The 18,205-nt window shown below is 69.6% G+C and carries 14 protein-coding genes; 8 read left to right on the top strand and 6 right to left on the bottom strand.

Annotated elements, in window-relative coordinates; genetic code table 11:
* Positions 1-127: 127 nt before the first annotated feature.
* Genes ACYVGI_RS03265 through ACYVGI_RS03245 form a run of 5 tightly spaced genes read right to left on the bottom strand, consistent with a single transcriptional unit; the run spans position 128 to position 6,318 of the window.
* Entirely contained in the window at positions 128-2,125 is a 1,998-nt protein-coding gene (locus ACYVGI_RS03265; protein ID WP_460631216.1) for a glycogen debranching N-terminal domain-containing protein, read from the bottom strand.
* A 32-nt stretch (positions 2,126-2,157) separates the two neighbouring features.
* Entirely contained in the window at positions 2,158-2,940 is a 783-nt protein-coding gene (locus ACYVGI_RS03260; protein WP_460631215.1) for a Type 1 glutamine amidotransferase-like domain-containing protein, read from the bottom strand.
* Complete coding sequence (locus ACYVGI_RS03255) at positions 2,937-3,863, bottom strand: carbohydrate ABC transporter permease (protein ID WP_460631214.1); 927 nt, start codon at positions 3,861-3,863, stop codon at positions 2,937-2,939. The genes ACYVGI_RS03260 and ACYVGI_RS03255 overlap by 4 nt, the downstream gene beginning before the upstream one ends.
* On the bottom strand, positions 3,860-5,044 hold the full coding sequence (locus ACYVGI_RS03250; RefSeq protein WP_460631213.1) for a carbohydrate ABC transporter permease: 1,185 nt from the start codon (positions 5,042-5,044) through the stop codon (positions 3,860-3,862). The genes ACYVGI_RS03255 and ACYVGI_RS03250 overlap by 4 nt, the downstream gene beginning before the upstream one ends.
* A gap of 17 nt (positions 5,045-5,061) precedes the next feature.
* Complete coding sequence (locus ACYVGI_RS03245; RefSeq protein WP_460631212.1) at positions 5,062-6,318, bottom strand: sugar ABC transporter substrate-binding protein; 1,257 nt, start codon at positions 6,316-6,318, stop codon at positions 5,062-5,064.
* A 781-nt stretch (positions 6,319-7,099) separates the two neighbouring features.
* Here ACYVGI_RS03245 and ACYVGI_RS03240 point away from each other — a divergent pair.
* The 6 genes from ACYVGI_RS03240 (at position 7,100) to ACYVGI_RS03215 (ending at position 14,372) form a co-directional block, all read left to right on the top strand.
* Positions 7,100-8,149: a LacI family DNA-binding transcriptional regulator gene (locus ACYVGI_RS03240; RefSeq protein ID WP_460631211.1), complete on the top strand. Its 1,050-nt coding sequence runs from the start codon at positions 7,100-7,102 to the stop codon at positions 8,147-8,149.
* 232 nt (positions 8,150-8,381) lie between these two features.
* Positions 8,382-9,008: an antibiotic biosynthesis monooxygenase gene (locus ACYVGI_RS03235; RefSeq protein WP_460631210.1), complete on the top strand. Its 627-nt coding sequence runs from the start codon at positions 8,382-8,384 to the stop codon at positions 9,006-9,008.
* 575 nt (positions 9,009-9,583) lie between these two features.
* Entirely contained in the window at positions 9,584-10,435 is an 852-nt protein-coding gene (locus ACYVGI_RS03230) for a DUF4097 family beta strand repeat-containing protein (RefSeq protein ID WP_460631209.1), read from the top strand.
* Complete coding sequence (locus tag ACYVGI_RS03225) at positions 10,432-11,076, top strand: PadR family transcriptional regulator (protein WP_460631208.1); 645 nt, start codon at positions 10,432-10,434, stop codon at positions 11,074-11,076. The genes ACYVGI_RS03230 and ACYVGI_RS03225 overlap by 4 nt, the downstream gene beginning before the upstream one ends.
* A gap of 329 nt (positions 11,077-11,405) precedes the next feature.
* The gene (locus ACYVGI_RS03220) at positions 11,406-13,544 is read left to right on the top strand and encodes an APC family permease (protein WP_460631480.1); all 2,139 of its coding nucleotides are present in this window, start codon (positions 11,406-11,408) and stop codon (positions 13,542-13,544) included.
* Between the two features lie 72 nt (positions 13,545-13,616).
* Positions 13,617-14,372: a MerR family transcriptional regulator gene (locus ACYVGI_RS03215; RefSeq protein ID WP_460631207.1), complete on the top strand. Its 756-nt coding sequence runs from the start codon at positions 13,617-13,619 to the stop codon at positions 14,370-14,372.
* 149 nt (positions 14,373-14,521) lie between these two features.
* Here ACYVGI_RS03215 and yczE read toward each other — a convergent pair whose 3' ends face one another.
* On the bottom strand, positions 14,522-15,421 hold the full coding sequence (gene yczE / locus ACYVGI_RS03210; protein ID WP_460631206.1) for a membrane protein YczE: 900 nt from the start codon (positions 15,419-15,421) through the stop codon (positions 14,522-14,524).
* Positions 15,422-15,482: 61 nt separating this feature from the next.
* Between yczE and yczR the strand changes: the two genes are divergently transcribed.
* Together yczR and ACYVGI_RS03200 are read left to right on the top strand one after the other, a co-directional pair.
* A complete protein-coding gene (yczR, locus tag ACYVGI_RS03205) occupies positions 15,483-16,967 on the top strand; it encodes a MocR-like transcription factor YczR (RefSeq protein ID WP_460631205.1) in 1,485 nt (494 codons plus the stop codon).
* 141 nt (positions 16,968-17,108) lie between these two features.
* Complete coding sequence (locus ACYVGI_RS03200; protein WP_460631204.1) at positions 17,109-18,056, top strand: hypothetical protein; 948 nt, start codon at positions 17,109-17,111, stop codon at positions 18,054-18,056.
* Positions 18,057-18,205: the final 149 nt, after the last annotated feature.

The raw sequence follows: 18,205 nt of genomic DNA, 5'->3' as shown, positions 1-18,205 counted from the left end.
TGCCGTGCGCGATGGGAGCGCACGGCAATTCGGGACCACTCAACAGGGGATGGGGGATGGGCGAGGCGGAAGGGGGATGCGGGAGGGGGAGAGGCGGGAGGGGGCGAGGTGGGAGTGGCGGGGCGGGTCAGCTCGTGGTGACGGTTCCCGCGTCGTCGACAGAGATGGCCACCGGCTCACCGGCGAACCGGAGGCCGGAGACCGTCATGGTGCCGACACCGGGAACCGGTGCGACGTCGAGCGTGCCGGCCTGCGCGTCCGCGCGCAGTCCCAGGCGCGCGCCGAGCACGGCGACGGCCGCGGCCGCCGACCACGCCTGCGGGCGGCACGCTGCTGGATAGGGGATGGGCGTGGCCGTGTCCGTCGCAGCATCCCCGGAGTGCAGCTCGGGCATCCGGTAGCCGAAGCCCTCCGCCGCCGCGAGCAGGCCGCCCGCCAGCGCCTCCGCCTCCGCGGTGTGGCCGTCGCGGGCGAGCCCGGAGACGACGATGGCCGTGTCGTGCGCCCAGACCGAGCCGCCGTGGTAGCTGAGCGGCCAGTATCCGCCGGACGCCGACGACATCGTGCGCAGTCCGTAGCCGGAGTTCAGCTCCGGCCCGGCGAGGCGCCGTGCGACGAGCGCGGACTGCTCGGGGGTGAGGATGCCCGTGCCGAGCAGGTGCCCGATGTTGCTCGTCACCGTGTCCACCTTGCGCTTGGCGGAGTCGAGCGCGATGGCCGGGTAGGCCCCGGCCGGGTCGTCGATCCAGAACGACGCGGCGAACCGCTCCTTCAGGTCGGCGGCCCAGGTGCGCCACGCCTCAGCGCCCGGACGCCCGAAGGCCTCCAGCAGGTCGGCGCCGCCGACCGCCGCCTCGTAGGCGTACGCCTGCACTTCGCAGAGCGCGATCGGTCCGTCGGCGAGGGTGCCGTCCATCCACTGGATCGAGTCCCCGGAGTCCTTCCAGCCCTGGTTGGTGAGGCCGTGACCCGTTGTGTCGACGTATTCGAGGAAGCCGTCGCCGTCGCTGTCGCCATAGTCGCGCATCCACGCGAGCGCCGCCTCGAGGTGGGGGATGAGGGCTTCGACCTCGCTGGCCGGGAGGCCCCACTTCCACGCGTCGTGCAGCAGCGTGACCCACAGGGCGGTCGCATCCACAGTGCCGAAGTAGAGCGGAGGGAGCACGACCCCCTCGCCGGGGATGGTCAGCGCGGCGGGACGCAGCTCGTGCATGATCTTGCCCGGCTGCTCCGCCGTCTCGTTCACGGTCCGGGTGCCCTGCAGAGCGGCGAGCACGCGGAGGGTGGATGCGGCGATGTCGGTGCCGAGCGGGAGCAGCATCCTGGCGGCCCAGATCGAATCGCGCCCGAACAGGGTGAAGAACCAGGGGGCGCCGGCGGCGAGGAAGACGTCCTCCGGCCGGTCCGTTGTGGACATCCGGAGCGCCTGCAGGTCGGCGACGGCGCGCTGCAGCCAGGCGGCGAGGCGGGAGTCTCCCGTCGCCGCCGCGAAGGACGCCCAGTCCGGCGACGGCTCTGCGCCGGCGACCACGGCGGTCGGATCGTCGACCTCGATGCGCCAGGTGAAGGTGACCGCGCTGCGCGCGGGGATCTCGGCCGACCAGGAGAGGACGGCGGACGCGTCGTCCACAGCCAGCTCGGCCGCGGGAGCGACGACCGTCGCCGTGACGACACCGGACGTGAACGTCACGCCGTCGGAGGTGGCGATGGCGGCGATGGGATGCTCGCTGCCGCTCAGTCCGGCCTTCACCACCTGCATCGGGCTGAAATCGGCGCGCAGCGCGACCTCGACCGTCGGGTGGACGGCCGTGGCGAGGGCGTTGCGCACGGTGATGGTCTCGATCAGCGAACCGGCGACGACCTGCCTGGCGCGGTCGATGCGCACGCGCGGGTCTGCGGTGTGATCGTCGATGGTCCTGGCCAGTGAGGTGAAGACGGCGGTCGCTGCGTCGGGCGAGCCGGTCGCGATGTGCTCGGGCTCAGCGCCGTCGATGGTGAGGCCGATGCCGCCGAGCACCCGGAGATCCGAGTGATAGAAGCCGTGGATGCCCCGGCCATCGACGGTGCCGTCCGCTGTCGACCAGGCCTGGCTCGGAGCGGTGAGTACTACGACACTGTCGTGCATTAGGGGTTGGAGCGGCTGGGTCATCGTGGCGTTCACGCCTCCTCGGAGTGGGGGTTGCTGGTGTTTGTGGTGCTGCTGCTGGTGTTGGTGTTGGTGTTGGTGCTGAGCACGCGGGGCGCGATCCTGCTCTCGGTGTCGCGCTCGACGCGCCAGGCGAACTGCCCTGCGCGTTCGGCGATCACATCGACGACGCGGGTGCCCGCGTAGACGATGCCGACACCCTCGTCGAGGGCGTAGCCCTCCGGAAGCGTTCCCGCCGCGACGGCCGCCCGGTGGGCGACCCTGCGGTTCGGGTCGGAGTCGTAGTGGACGCCGAGAGACTCGGGGAGCAGGCCCAGACCGTCCGGCACGGCGTCGATCTGCGGGCCGAACGACGCCGTCGTGCCTCCGCTGTGCCAGCAGAGCGCTCCGGCCGAGCCCCCTGCGAGAACGACGCCCGCCTGCCAGGCCTCGCGGAAGACCGCATCCAGCCCGTGGGCGCGCCAGACGGCGAGAAGGTTGACGAGGCTGCCGCCGCTCACCCACACCACGTCCTGGGAGAGGATGTGGGCGCGCACGTCCTCGACGTTCGGGTGCGGGAACAGGCGCAGATGGCTGGCGTCGACCCCGGCGAGGCGCGCTGCCTCGAGCTCCGTCCCCTCGATCTGCCGCTGGTCGCCGCCTGCGGTGTTGACGTGGGTGACCCTCGGCCGTCGGCCCGAGACGCGTGCGAGCTGGATCGCGTGCTCGATCAGGGGGCCGTATGCGGCGTCCGTCCAGGCGCCAGGGGTGAGGCCGCCGCAGGTCGCGACGATGGTCGGTTCGGCGGCGGTCACTCCTTCACCGCCCCTTCGCTGCTGTTCATGATGCGCCGCTGGAAGACGAAGAACAGCACGGCGACCGGGATGGTCATGATGGCCGCAGCCGCGAGCTTGATGGGGTACTGGCTCCCCTGGCTGAGCTGCCCGCTCGCCAGCCCGGCGACACCCTTCGTGAGGGTGGTGAGCGACGGGTCCTGCGTCGAGACGATGAAGTGCGCAAGCTCGTTCCACGAACCCTGGAACGACAGGATGATGATCGTGATGAGCGCGGGACGCGCCATCGGAAGCACGATCGACCAGAACACCCGGAAGGTGCCTGCGCCGTCGATGCGTGCTTGCTCCTCGACGCTCGCCGGGATGGACTCGAAGAAGTTCTTCATGATGAAGACCCCTGCCGCATCCGTCAGCAGCGGGACGATCATGCCGGCGTACGAGTCGTAGATGCCGAGCTGGTTGATCACGAGGAACTTCGGGATGAGCAGCACGACGACCGGAACGCTCATCACAGCGACCAGCGAGGCGAACACCACGCCGCGGCCCCGGAAGTGCAGGCGGGCGAGGGCGTAGCCCGCGAGCGAGTTGAAGAACACGCGTCCCGCCGTGACGAACAGCGTCACGATGATCGAGTTCTTGAACCAGGTGGGGAAGTCGGAGTTGATGAACAGCTTGGTGTACGCCGCGGTCGTCCAGGTCTCCGGGATCAGCGACACCGGGTTGGCGGTGGCGTCCGCATCCGTCTTGAACGAGGTGGCGAGCTGGATGAGGAACGGGGCGATGTAGATGATCGCGAGCACGACGAGGATCGCGTACGTGATCGACGACGCGACGACGACGCCGGTCGACCGCGGGCGGCGCGGGTCGACGGGAGGCTTCGCGTCCGCGAGCGAGCCGACCGCGATGGTGTTCGCCGTCTGGGAGGCGGCGGGGCCGATGGTCATCGGAGGGCTCCCTTGCTGTCGGCGTTGTCGGTGGGCGCTGAGCTGTTGGTGGGCGCAGAGCTGTCGGTGGGCGCTGAGCTGTCCGTGCGCGCTGCTTCCGCCGCGGCGACGGAGGGCTGGTACAGGCGCATCCGGCGCTTGGAGACGCCGCGCTCACGCAGCACCCAGCGCTGGAAGATCGTGAAAAGCACGATGATGACGAACAGGATGAACGCGATGGCGGCGCCCTGCCCCCAGTCCTGATCGATGAACGAGCTCTTGTACGAGAGGTAGGCAGGGGTCAGGGTCGTCTTGCCCGGAGCGCCTCGCGTGCCGGTGTAGATGGCGTCGAAGACCTGCCAGCAGCCGATCAGTCCGAGCGTCAGCACGGTGAACAGCGTCGGGCGGAGCTGCGGCAGGGTGATGCGCCAGAAGCGCTGCCAGCCGTTCGCGCCGTCCATCATCGCGGCCTCGGTGATGTCGCCGCCGAGGTTCTGCAGGGCGGCGATGAAGAGCAGCATGAACGTGCCGCTCGTGGTGAAGACGGCCATGATCACGAACGCGGTCATGGCGACGGACGGCCCGCCGAGCCAGTCCCACCAGGAGACGCCGAGCAGCGTGTTCTGGGTGAGAGCGCTCGGGCCGTTCTTCACGCCGAACAGGCCGAGGAAGTTGTGGACGATGCCGTTGGGGTCGTTGAACCAGTTGGGTCCGTTGATCCCGAACCAGGAGAGCACCTTGTTGACGGCGCCGCTGGTGCTGAACAGGAACAGCCAGAGCACCGTGATCGCCACGGAGCTCGTCACCGAGGGGAAGTAGAAGGCGGTGCGGAAGAAGCCGCGTCCGCGGAGGATCGCCCGGTTGACGAGCACGGCCAGCCCGAGGGCGACGGCGGTCTGGATCGGGACGACGAGGATCACATACCAAGCGTTGTTCTTGAGGGCCATGCCGAAGTCCTGCTCGGCCAGGCCGCCCCCGGAGAGGATCGCCGTGTAGTTGTCGAAGCCGACGAAGTTCACGCCGGAGGAGAAGGGGCTGCCGCGGCCTCCCCAGTCGGAGAAGCTCACCCACAGTGCCATGAGCACGGGGACGACGAGGAAGACTCCCAGGAGGATGATGACCGGGGCGGTGAACAACCACCCCGAGGCGGCCTCGCCGCGCCGGATTCCGGAACGGCGAGACCGACTCGTGGTTTTCGACATTGTTCTGTGCTCTCCCGCTACTTCAGGAGCGCTTCGAGGTTCTTCTGCGTCGCATCCAGGATCGTCTTCGGGTCACCCGTCGCCAGCGATTCCAGCTTGCTGTTGAGGTCGGTGACGACGTCGGCGGAGCCCTTGGCGGTCGGAACGCCCTTGGCGTAGTCGGCTGCGGTCAGGAACGGGACGAGGTCGGGGTTGGCCGACTTCCAGTCGTCGGCGGCCGACTTGATCGACGGCATCGGGCCGAAGGCCTTGGAGAAGGCGAGCTGGTCGTCCTTGCTGGTCAGCTTCTCGACGAGCTTCAGCGCGGCGGCCTGGTTGGGGCTGTCTGCGGCGATGCCCCAGCAGTTGGTGAACTGCAGCGTGCCCTTGCCGGCCGGGCCCTCGGGGAGCTCCACGACCTTGTACTTCACGTTCGGGAAGTCGGACGTGAGGGCGCCGGTGATCCAGTTGCCCTCGATGGTCATCGCGGCGAGGCCCTTGCCGAACGCCTCACCGCCCCAGCCTGCGCCGAGATCCTTCGCGTACTTGAGGTCGCCGTCGTTGAGGAGCGTCTTCACGTAGTCGAGCGCCTTGACGTTCGCGTCGCTGTTCGCGGTCGCCTTGGTGCTGTCGTCGTTCATCAGGTTGCCGCCCGCCTGGGTCATGAACGACCCGATGCGTGCGTACTCTCCGGAGATGCCGAGGCCGACGTGGCCGGCGCCGGTGAGCTTCTTCGACACGGCCTGGAGCTGATCCCACGTCTTGGGGATGTCGCTGTCGGTGAGGCCGGCCGCCGACCACATGTCCGTGTTGATGATGAGCTGCAGCGTGGAGAAGTCCTTCGGCGCGCAGTAGAACTTGCCGTCGTAGGTGAAGGACTTGACCAGGCTCGGGTAGAAGTCGCTCTTGTTGGAGAGCTGGTCGCCGTATGCGAGGAGCGAGCCGTTGGAGGCGTACCCGGCCAGCGCATCCGTCGACAGGTAGAAGACATCAGCGGGCTTCTTCGCCGCGAAGCCCTGCGAGAGCTGCTGGTTGAGGTCGCTGGCCGCGATGACCGACGCCTTGGTGCCGTCGGACTTCGACCAGTCGGAGACGGCCGACTTGACCGCTGCGGTCTCGGCGTCGCCGGACGAGCCGATCATGACGGTCAGGGCCTTGTCGGACGACGTGAGCTTGCCGGAAGCGGCGTCGCTGCTCCCGCTGCCGCCGAAGCCGGACCCGCAGGCGGTGAGGGCGAGGGCGGTCGCGACGGCGACAGCGCCGCCGGCGAGCCACCGGTGTGTTGGTCGTTGCATTGTTTTCTCCTTGGTGTGAGTGTGCCCGTCATCGGACACACAGGGGTTACGTCGTCGAAGTCGTGGCGCGTGGTGCGCGCGGTGCGCGCGGTGCGGCTGCACGGTTCGTGCGGCGTGCGCTCGTGCGAACGGTGCGGTGCGCGGGTGCCGCACCGCGTGTTTCGCACGAGTCGTGCGCGGCGGCGCGGCGGCCGCTCGTGCGGAAGGTGAGGCGTGCGCTCGTGCGGAAGGTGCGGTGCGCGCTCGTGCGAAAGGTGCGGTGCGTGGGTGCCGCACCGCGTGCTTCGCACGAGTCGTGCGTGGGGGTGGTTCGAGCGCTCGTGTGGAAGGTGCGGTGCGCGGGTGCCGCACCGCATGGTTCGCACGAGTCGTGCGCGGCGGCGCGGCGGCCGCTCGTGCGGAAGGTGCGGCGTGCGCTCATGCGGAAGGTGCGGTGCGCGGGTGCTGCACCGCATGGTTCGCACGAGTCGTGCGTGAGTGCGAGGGCACGATCAGGAGCGGGAGCGGGAGCGGGAGCGGGAGCGGGAGCGGGAGCGGGAGCGAGGGCACGAGCGGGAGCGGGTGCGCGCAGCGCGCGTGCCGGACGGGAGGGACGCGGCGCGATCGGCGCTGGCATCGGACCTCCTCTGGTCGGTACGGCGGGTTTGATCGTTCAAATCGCATCCTGCTAGATTGGGTTTTGAACGATCAAATCGGGGTGCTGCCAAGATAACCACGGGCCCCGCAACGTGTCAAGCGGGCCCCGCGCTAGGGTCTTATCCAGTCGACGGAGAGGAGAGGCATGGGTGCACAGCCCACGGTCAGCGACGTCGCAGACGTCGCGGGCGTCTCGCGCCAGACCGTCTCCAACGTCCTCAACTCCCCGCAGCTCGTGCGCCCGGAGACCAGGGAGCGCGTGCAGGCGGCGATCACCGAGCTCGGCTACCGCCCCCACGCCTCCGCCAGGCGGCTGCGCACCCAGAAGAGCTCCACCATCGGCATCCGCCTCGACCCGATCACCACAGACGGCATCTCAGGCAGCATCCTGGATCGCTTCCTGCACGCCCTCACCGAGCAGGCCGACCGGATGAACCTGCGCGTCCTCCTCTTCACAGCCTCAGGCCCGGAGGACGAGATCGAGCAGTTCCGCCGTCTCAGCGACGGTGCGGACGTGGACGCGTTCGTGCTCACCTCCACGTTCCACCGCGACCCGCGCACCGAGTGGCTGATCGAGCACGGGCAGTCGTTCGTCACGTTCGGGCGGCCGTGGGGCATCGACGACATGACGGACCCGCAGCACCTCTGGGTCGACGTCGACGGTTCGTCCGGCCTCCGCGACGCCACCCGCTACCTGCTCGGCACGGGTGCGCGCCGCATCGGATACGTCGGCTGGCCGACCGGATCCGGCACGGGCGACGACCGCCGGCGCGGCTGGCTGGAGGCCATGCGAGACGGCAGCGGCCTCACCGACGACGAGATCGCATCCCTCGAAGCGGACGCGGAAGACGGCGTCACCTTCGGCGCGGACGCCATGCGTCGGCTCGAAAACTCCGCCGGCAGGGTGGATGCGGTGGTCTGTGCCAGCGACTCGCTCGCCCTCGGCGCGCTGATGGCGACGGCGGGCCGCATCCCGGTGGTCGGCTACGACAACACGCCGGTCGCCGCATCCCTCGGCTTCTCCAGCGTCGAGCAGCCGCTCGACGAGGTCGCGGCCGGGGTGCTCGACCTGCTGACGGGCACGCACGGCGGCCGCGTGCATCCAGGGTCGGCGACGGCGGATCCGATGCACCGGCTGGTCGCACCGCACCTGGTGGTGCGCGACGGTCCGACGGTGATCGCGGCGGCGCGCTGACGGCAGTGTCGTGCTGGTGGCGGTGTCGTGCTGGTGGCGGTGTCGTGCTGGCGGCGGTGTCGTGCTGGTGGCGGTGTCGTGCTGGTGGCGGTGTCGTGCTGGTGGCGGTGTCGTGCTGGCGGCGGTGTCGCGCTGACCGCGGTGTCGCGCTGACCGCGGTGTCATGCTGCGCGCGGCGGCATCGCAGCATCCTGAAATGCGTTTGTAACGCTCTGTCGGCGAAACTGGAGGTATGCCTCCACAAGAGTCTCTGCTGGATGCGCCACAAGCGCGTCGCCTCCCCGTCACCGTCTCGATCACCCGCCGCGTCGACAGCACCCGCCTGCCGGACGTGACCCGCTGGGTGCAGTCCGGCGTCAACCTCGCCAACACGTACGAGGGCTTCCTCGGCTCAGGGTGGGTGCGCGCAGGACACGACTCCGACGAGTGGCACATGCTCTACCGCTTCGCTGACGACGCCGCCCTCGACGCCTGGGAAGGCTCGGAGGACCGCGCCGCGTGGCTGTTCGAGGGCAGAGAACTGGTCGAACTCGCCAGGGTCGAGCGACGCACGGGCATCGAGGGCTGGTTCGATCAGCCGCAGGACGCCGACCGCGACCCGATGGATGCGGGCGCCCGCCCCATCCCCGTCGCACCACCGCGCTGGAAGCAGGCGGTGACGATCTGGCTCGGCTTCTTCCCGCTGTCGCTGCTGTTCACCTTCCTGGTCACCACGTTCATCCCGTTCTGGCACCAGCTCTGGCTCCCGGCGACCGTGCTGATCACGACGCTCTGCCTCACCCCGACGATGACGTACCTCCTGCTCCCGTTCGTCACGCGCCTCCTGCACCCCTGGCTGCAGCGCCCGCGCCGCCGCTGACCGCCGGGTGGCGGGGCCGCCGCTCCGTCGCAGCCGACTGGATGCGCGTGGGCGCCCCGGTCGTCGTCGGAGCCTTTGGCCGACACGCCGCCTGCTTCTCCTTCCGAACGGAGTTCGAAGGGTTTCCACGCCCCTTCTCCTGCGGACTTCTCCTGCGGAGCGGAAGTCGCGAGTGCGTGCTGAATTCTCCTGCGGGACGGAGGTGGCGGCGATGTTGCGCGGATTCTCCTGCGGGACGGAGATCGCGGCGGCGTGGCGAAGGAGGTTTCCTGCCCAGCCCAGCCCAGCGCAGCCAAGTCCGGTCCAGTGCAGCCCAACCCAGCCCACCCCGATGCAGCGCAGCCAAGTCCAGTCCGACCCAACCTGCCCCAGCCAACCCGGCCCTCAGGGTCTCCCCTGACCAGACCCTGAATCCGCACCCCTTTTCGTCCTACCCCTTGCATCTCTCGCAAACGCGATATATCGTGACCTTGTCAACAACGCGATATATCGCGATCACCGAGGGCCCGCCACCGCGCGGCACCAGAGAACACGGGCCGCATCCACAGCCCGGAACGAACACAGGAGCACGCACCATGACGCAGGACAAGTGGCTGATCCAGCCGGGCGAGAGTAAGACCATCGACATCGAGCTCGTCCGCACGCTGAAAGCCGGATTCATCGCAGGACAGGTCGACATCATCGGGCACGACGAGCAGGGCGCGCGGGTCGAAGTCCACTCGGTCTCCGGCCGCGACCTCAAGATCACGCTCGACGGCGACCGCCTCGAGATCGACCACCCGCAGCTTCGCTGGGACAACTTCATCGAGGTCTTCAAGTCGATGCGGTCCAACGCGAAGGCCGAGGTCAGCGTCCTCGTCCCGCGCGACGTCGCCCTGAAGCTCGGCGTCATCTCCGCCACCGCGCTCGTCGCCGGTCTCCGCACCGACGCCAAGCTCAGCACGGTCTCCGGCGACCTGGTCGTCGACGGACTCACCGGCGACATCGAACTCAACAGCGTCAGCGGCGAGCTCTCCGCCCGCGACCACACCGGCCGCATCTTCGCGCACACCGTGTCCGGCGACGTGACCGCATCCGGGTCCATCCCGAAGTTCACGGTCGACAGCGTCTCGGGCAACACGATGCTCGACATCGTCGGCACGCCGGACGCGATCTCGACCAACTCGGTCTCCGGCGACCTGACCATCCGCATCCCGGAGGCCCTCGGCGCCCGCTACCGGGTGAACACCGTCTCCGGCAAGGTCCAGCTCGACAACACCATCATCCACGGTATGCCGGGCAAGACGTACCAGGGGACCGAAGGCTCGCTCGACGGCACCTGGGTCGACGTCAACGCCAACTCCGTGTCCGGCAACGTCTACGTCCTCCGCAGCGCGCCGTCGGGTGCGGCCTCCGCTCCCTCCGGCCAGGACGGAGCCTCGGCGTGAGCCCCGTCTTCGCGCACGGGAGTCTGCGCCTCTACCTGCTGAGCCTCCTCGCCGAGTCGCCCAAGCACGGCTACGAGCTCATCCAGGCGCTCAGCGACCGGTTCGGCGGCACGTACAGCCCCAGCGCCGGCACCATCTACCCGCGGCTCGCGAAGCTCGAGGAGGAGGGTCTGGTGACCAAAGCGGTCGACGGCAGGAAGACCGTGTACGCGATCACCGACGCCGGACGAGCCGAACTCGCCGAGCGGGAGCACGAGCTCGACGCCATCGAGGACGAGGTCACCGACTCCGTCCGTCGTCTCGCCGACGAGGTCAGGGCGGGGGTCAACGACGCGATGCGCTCGCTGCGCGCCGACCTCGCCTCCGCCGCCCGCGAGGCCAGCCGCAGCCCGCGTGTGGACGTGCGCGACATCAGAGACACCGCCAGGGATGCGCGCGACGCCGGCCGGGATGCACGGCAGGCGGCGAACGCCGCAGCCCGCGAGGCTGAAGCGGTGCTGAACGATTTCCGTCAGCAGCTCCGCACCGACTTCCGGTCGCAGGCCGCGCGCGGCGTGCTCCCGGACGGGGTCGTCCCGCAGCTCAGATCCGAGCTCGCCAGGGTGCGTGCGTCGGTCTTGGAGGCGTTCTCCCGCCATTGAGGAGAGTGCGCCACCGCCGGAAGAAAGGCGAACCGGGGGATGCGCGTCGCGGCTGAGCGGCGGCTGAGAGCCTTCGACGACACGCCGCCCGCGCATCCTGCACAGCCACACACAGCGAAAGCGCGTCCGACACTCAGGTGCGGGCGCGCCTTCCGTATTTCCGGCGTGTTTCCGCGGGTTTTGAATACATTTCGGGACGCCGTGAAGACAAGGTCCATCCTTTGCAGATCCGCATACTCCGCGGGCCGCGACGCGCCGACTTGACAGTGGTTTCGCAGCGAGTATTCTCGACCCTCGTGACAAATGAGGGGAGATCCCCGAAGCGGTGGTTGATCGGCGACCCGCTTCCGAGCGAAAAGCTCGAAGGACAGCTACTCCCGAAGCACCTCGCCCTACCCATCTTCGCCTCCGACGCACTGTCGAGTGTCGCGTACGCCCCGCAGGAACTCCTGATGATCCTGCTCATCGGCGGACTCGCGTTCCTGAGCTTCGCTCCGTGGGTCGCCGCGGCCGTCGTGGTGCTCCTCATCACCGTGGTCCTCAGCTACCGTCAGCTCGTCAAGGCGTACCCGTCCGGCGGCGGCGACTACGAGGTCGCTCACAAGAACCTCGGCGAGAAGGCCGGCCTCGTCGTCGCCTCTGCGCTGCTCGTCGACTACGTGCTCACCGTGGCCGTGTCCGTCGCATCCGGTGTCGACAACATCATCTCCGCGCTGCCGTTCCTGTCGAACTGGCGGGTGGAGCTCGCCGTGCTGTTCGTCGTCATCATCGCCGCCGTGAACCTCCGCGGCGTCCGGGAGTCGAGCAAGGCGTTCGCCATCCCGACGTACCTCTTCATCGGCAGCATCTTCGTGATGATCGTGACCGCGCTGGTCCGCACGGCGTTGGGCGACGCCCCCATCGCCGAGTCCGCCGACTTCCAGGTGCACGCCAGCAGCCTCACCCAGGCCGCGATGGTGCTCCTGCTTTTGCGTGCCTTCTCCAGTGGATGCTCCGCCCTGACCGGTGTGGAAGCCGTGGCCAATGGTGTCCCCGCCTTCCGCACCCCCAAGATCAAGAACGCCCGCAAAACCCTCGCGCTGATGGGCGGCATCGCGATCGTCCTGTTCGCCGGCCTGACCACCGTCGCGCTGATCAGCGGCGTGCACTACGCGGAGAACCCCTGCGACCTCCAGGGCTGGGCGCAGTGCGCCACCGAGCCGCAGCGCAGCCTCATCGCGCAGATCGCTGCGGCGACGTTCGGCAACAACACCATCCTGTTCTTCATCGTGCAGGCGGCGACGGCGGTGGTCCTGCTGCTCGCGGCAAACACCGCGTTCAACGGTTTCCCGCTGCTCGGCTCCGTCCTGGCCCGCGACTCGTACGCTCCCAAGTCGCTCAACACCCGCGGCGACCGCCTCGTCTACTCGAACGGCATGATCCTGCTGGCGCTGGCCGCCACCGCCCTGCTGCTCGTCTATCAGGCCAACCTGACTCAGCTCATCCAGCTCTACATCATCGGCGTGTTCGTGTCGTTCACGCTCGGCCAGTCCGGGATGGTCAAGCACTGGATCACGCTGCTGCGGTCCGGCACCGTCGCGCCGAGCGAGCGGTCGAGCATCGTCCGCAGCCTGTGCATCAACGCGTTTGGCGCATTCCTCACCGCTGTCGTGCTCATCGTGGTCACGATCACGAAGTTCACCCACGGCGCGTACCTGGTCTTCATCTTCATGCCCATCCTGTGGCTGCTCATGCTCGGCGTGAACCGCTACTACCGGGATGTGGAGAAGGAGATCGAGGTCGACCCCGTCACCACGTTCGGCAGCCGAGGAGACCACGCGATCGTGCTGGTCGGCAAGATGCAGAAACCGGCGCTGAAGGCACTCGACTACGCCATCGCCGCGCGGCACGACTCGATCGAGGCCGTGCACGTCGCGGTCGACGAGGAGTCCACGGAGAAGCTGCAGCAGCAGTGGATCCAGCAGAACATCCACGTGCCGCTCACCATCATCGAGTCGCCGTACCGCGAGTTCGGCCACCCGTTGATCAAGTACCTCAAGCACAGACGTGAGGAGCACGGCTCCGAGGTCGTCACCGTGTACCTGCCGCAGTACATCGTCGGCCACTGGTGGGAGTCGCTGCTGCACAACCACCGGGCACGGCGCATCCGCCAGCAGTTGATGCTGTGTCACGGCGTGACCGTCGCGCTGGTGCCGTGGCTGCTCGACTCGTCGTCGCTCATCTACGGTCGCCGTTCCCGCCCGCTTCCCGGCCAGGATCGCCGCGGAGAGCCCATGCGGCCCGTCGCGCGCCGTCCGCTCGAACCGGCGTCGAAGCAGCACGGGCACACCCGCGGCCACGGGACGCCGGCCTCTGCAGGCCAGTCGCCGGTCCAGGCGAAGGGATCGGGTGCGCCGGAGCAGCCCGCGCCCCCCGCGTCCGCTCCGGTCTCCGAGACCAAGAAGGTCCCAGCGCGCGCTAAGCGTTGATCGCCGCTTGACCTTGACGTAACGTCAACCTCTACCGTGGGTTTCGCACCCCACGAGAGAGGAGAGACGACGATGGACTGGTCCATCCAAGACATCGCGCGGCTGGCCGGAACGACCAGCAGGACGCTGCGCCACTACGACGACATCGGCCTCCTCCCGCCCAGCAGGATCGGCGGCAACGGCTACCGGTACTACGACAGGGACTCCCTCGTGCGGTTGCAGCGCATCCTGCTGCTCCGCGATCTCGGTCTCGGCCTCCCGGCCATCGCCGACGTCCTCACGAGCCAGGTGGATGCGGTCCCCGCCCTCGAAGGCCACCTCACGTGGTTGCGCGACGAGCGGGAACGGCTGGCGCGACAGATCGCGTCGGTCGAGACGACCATCCAGGCGATGAGACAAGGAGAAGAGATCATGGCGGAAGACATGCTCGACGGTTTCGACCACACGCAGTACAAGGACGAAGTGGAGGAGCGCTGGGGCAAGGAGGCGTACGCGCGGTCGGACGCGTGGTGGCGGAGCAAGACCCCCACCGAGCGTGCGGACTGGCAGCGACGGCAGAAGCAGCTCGCGGCCGACTGGACCGATGCGGCGGCCCGCGGCGTCGACCCGGAGAGCGCGGAGGCGCAGGCGCTCGCCCAGCGGCACTACGACTGGCTCGGCGCGATCCCGGGGACCCCCGGCAGCGACGCGACCGGCCCGACGGCCGCCTACCTGACGGGCCTCGGCGACATGTACGTCGCCGACCCGCGCTTCGCGGCGAACTACGGAGGTGAGGCGGGCGCCACGTTCGTCCGCGACGCGCTCCGCGCGTACGCGGCGCGCCTCTGACCTGCGCGCCCCGTCCCGCGCGCCCCGTCCCCCGCGCCACCGTCCCGAGGCTATCGAGCCCAGGGTTTTTCACCTTATCCACGCGATTTAGCGTGACAAACCCTGGGCTCGATGGCTGCGGGCGGGCGGGCGGTGGTCGGCGCGGCGGCTCAGGCGCGGCGCGGGCGGCGGACGCGCGCGGTGAGCCGGTCGTCGAGCCAGTAGGCGGCGACCGCCTGGGCCGGGCGGGGCGATCGCGGCGACCGTGCTGACGGCTCCCTGTCGGGCTGCACCGCGCCGATGAGGTTGCCGCTGGATGCGCGGTGGTCGCGCATCCGGGTGGCCGCGTCGGTTTCGAGCAGGATGCCGTCGCGCACGTCGAACGTGGCGGCATCCTGCTCCTCGAGGCCGGCCGACTGCTCGGCCGTGCCTTCGAGCTCGCTTTCCAGCGCCGCCGCAGTCGTTGCAGCGTCCTGCGGCAGGCGGATCGCGAAGAAGGGGAGGGTGATGCTGCAGAGCGGGCCGACGAGCAGGGCGAACGCCAGTGTTCCGATGCCGACGTTGCCGCCGAGGAACCAGCCGATCACGAGCACGGTCACCTCGATGCCCGTGCGCACCGCCCAGATCGGCCAGCCGGTGCGGGCGTGCAGGCCCGTCATCAGGCCGTCGCGCGGGCCGGGGCCGAGTCTCGGCCCGATGTAGAGGCCGGTCGCGACCGCCAGGAGCAGAAGGCCGCCGACGAACAGCAGCACCTGCGCCCACAGCTCCGTCTGCTGCGGGATGATCGTGAGGCCCACCTGCGCGCTCGGCCCGACGAGCAGCACGTTCAGCACGGTGCCGAGCCCTGGGCGCTGACGCAGCGGGATCCAGAACAGCAGCACCACGACGCCCACGAGATTGGTGACCAGCCCGAACAGCAGGCCCGTCTTGATCGACACGCCCTGAGCGAGCACGTCCCACGGCGACACTCCGATGCCGGCGCGCACCATCATCGCGATGGCGATTCCGTAGAGGAACAGCCCGAGGAGGAGTTGCGCGAGGCGTCGGGTGAGGAGGAGGCGGCTGGTCACGCTCCTATCCAATTTCCTGATTGGCCTTTTATCAAGAGTCCAATTCGCTTAAGGTGGCCTTATGCCGGATGCGCAACTCACTGCCCGCTCGCTCGAATCGCTCCTCGGGGAGTGGCGAGGAGGAGGCGCCCACTACCAGGCGCTCGCCGACCGCATCCGGTTGCTGGTGCTCGACGGACGCATCCCGATCGACACGCGCCTGCCAGCCGAACGGGATCTGGCAGCGCGGCTCGAACTCAGTCGCACCACCGTGACCGCGGCATACCGCGGTCTGCGCGACGCCGGATACCTCGACAGCGTGCGCGGGTCGGGCAGCGTCGCCCGCCTCCCCGGCCCGGTGCTCGTCACGGCCCCGATCCCTGGCGGCGACGGGATGCTCGACTTCACGAAGGCGGCGCTGCCCGCGGCGGCCTCGCTCCCGGCCGCGGCCCGCGCCGCCGCGGAGGAGCTGCCGCACTTCCTCCCGCACTCGGGCTACGACGCGGTCGGCCTGCCGCACCTGCGCGAGGCCATCGCCGAGCGCTACCGCAGGCGCGGCCTCCCCACCGACCCGGACCAGGTGCTCGTCACCGTGGGCGCGCAGCAGGCCATCGCGCTCATCGCCCGCACGTTCCTCGGCCGGGGCGACCGCGCGATGATCGAGATGCCGACATACCCGCACGCCACCGAGTCGCTGCGGCTCGCCGGGGCGCGGCTGGTTCCGGTGACGGTCACGGTGCCGGGCGCAGACGCACCGCATCCCGTCGGCGCGGAGGACGACGGCTGGGATATCGGCGCGCTCGAGCAGACGCTGCGGCGCGCGAACCCGGCCCTGGCCTACCTGATCCCCGACTTCCAGAACCCGACCGGCGCATCCATGTCCCCGTCCACGCGCGAGCGCGTGCTGGCGGCGACGGCAGCGCAGGGCACCATCGTGGTCGGAGACGAGACGACGGCCGACCTCGACATCGACCGGCTCGGCGAACACCTGCCGCTGCCGGTGTACGGCGCCCGCGGGGCCGGGGATGCGCCTGTGCTGCTGATCGGGTCGGCGAGCAAGAGTCTGTGGGGCGGCCTGCGCATCGGCTGGATCAGGGCGGAGCGTCCGCTGATCCAGAAGCTGACGGCGGCGAAACCGGCCACGGACCTCGGCACGCCGCTGCTCGAACAGCTGGTGGTGGCGCGGATGCTGCCGCAGATGGACGAGATCCTCGAAGACCGGCGCGCGCAGCTCGCGGCCGGGCGCGAGCGGGTGCTGCGGATGGCGGAGGAGACGTTCCCGGAGTGGAGTGTGCCCAGGATGCACGGCGGTCTCGCCGCCTGGATCGGGATCGGGGCGCCGGTCAGCTCTGCGCTCACACTGGGCGCGCGCAGCCAGGGGCTGCTGATCGCTGCCGGTCCGCGATTCGGGCTGGATGGCGCTTTCGAGCGTTTCCTGCGCATCCCGATCACGTACTCGGAGGAGGAGACGGCGCGTGCGTTCGCGGCGCTGTCGCGCGCCTGGCCCGGCGCGCTGCGCGAGCCCGCGGCGTACCCCGACGCCGCCCCGCTGCCCAACGTGGTCTAGCAGTGCGCTCGTCGCGCGAGATGCCGGTAACTGTCGCGACATGCCCGGGATGTGGCGCAGATAGTGGCATCTCGTGCGCGGGCCGGACGGCCTGTGGAAAGATTTCGACGCTCCGCGGCGGAATCGTGCATGGTGGGTGGCATGATCCACCCCCGGTTGCGGCACCGCCCCTTCTCCCTGCGGGAGGCACGCGCGCTCGGCGTCGAGCCTGCGCGGCTGTCGCGCAGCGAGCTCGTCGCGCCGTTCCGCGGCGCGCGCATCCCGTCCCGGCTGACCGCGGACTACGTGGTGCGCTGCGCCGCGCTGTGCGCCCGCGAACCGGATGCGGTCCTCTCTCACGCGACGGCCGCCCGCCTCCTCGGGCTGCCCGACCTGCGCAACCTCCCCGGCGAGCAGCCGCCGGGCCAGTGCTCGCCCGGCACTCGGGCTCCAGCCATGGATGCGCATCCGGAGCTGCACCTGACCGTCTCGCACCCGGCGCGGCCGCCCCGCGTCGCCGGCGTGCGGTCGCACGCGCTGACCATCCGGGCGCGCGAGGTGCGCTTCGCCCACGGCTTGCCCGTGACGTCGGCGGCGCGCACGTGGGCCGATCTGGCCGCGACCTCGACCATCCGGCAGTTGGTGGTGCTCGGCGACGCCATCATCGGCGGTGCAGCACCGCTCGCCGGGCAGGACGACCTGCGCGATGCCCTTCCGCCGCACAGGGCTCGGGGCGCGGCGAGAGCCAGGTGGGCCATCGACCTGCTCGACGAGCGTGCGGAGTCGCCGCCGGAGAGCGTGTTGCGGCTCATCTTCGCCGACGCCGGACTTCCCCGGCCGGACATCAATGTCGACCTTCACGCAGCGGACGGGCGGTTCCTGGCACGACCGGACTTCCGGTTCGCGCCGTACCGCGTCATCGTGGAGTACGAGGGCGATCACCACCGCACGGACCCTCTGCAGTGGCGCAGGGACCTCACCCGCACGACGGCGCTTCAGCGCGAGGGCGAACTGGTCCTCCGGCTCGGCGCCGAGCACCTGGTGGCGGAGAAGAAGCTGGTGGGACTGCTGTTCCGCACGCTCGCGTCCCGCGGGTGGGAGCCGTCGTGACCCACCGCATCCACTCGTCGCAGCCTCCCGCGGGAGTACATCTCCACCCCGAAGTCGTACCAGGGCATGAGGAACTTGCACAGGCTGCAATGAGATACTTTGCGGGCGGCGCTGGTGCCGTTAGTCCCGCATCCATTTTCTGCCAAGGG

The organism is Leifsonia lichenia (genome assembly GCF_054780215.1).
The sequence above is the reverse complement of the archived record's forward strand: the minus strand, read 5'-3'. Positions and strand labels throughout refer to the sequence as shown.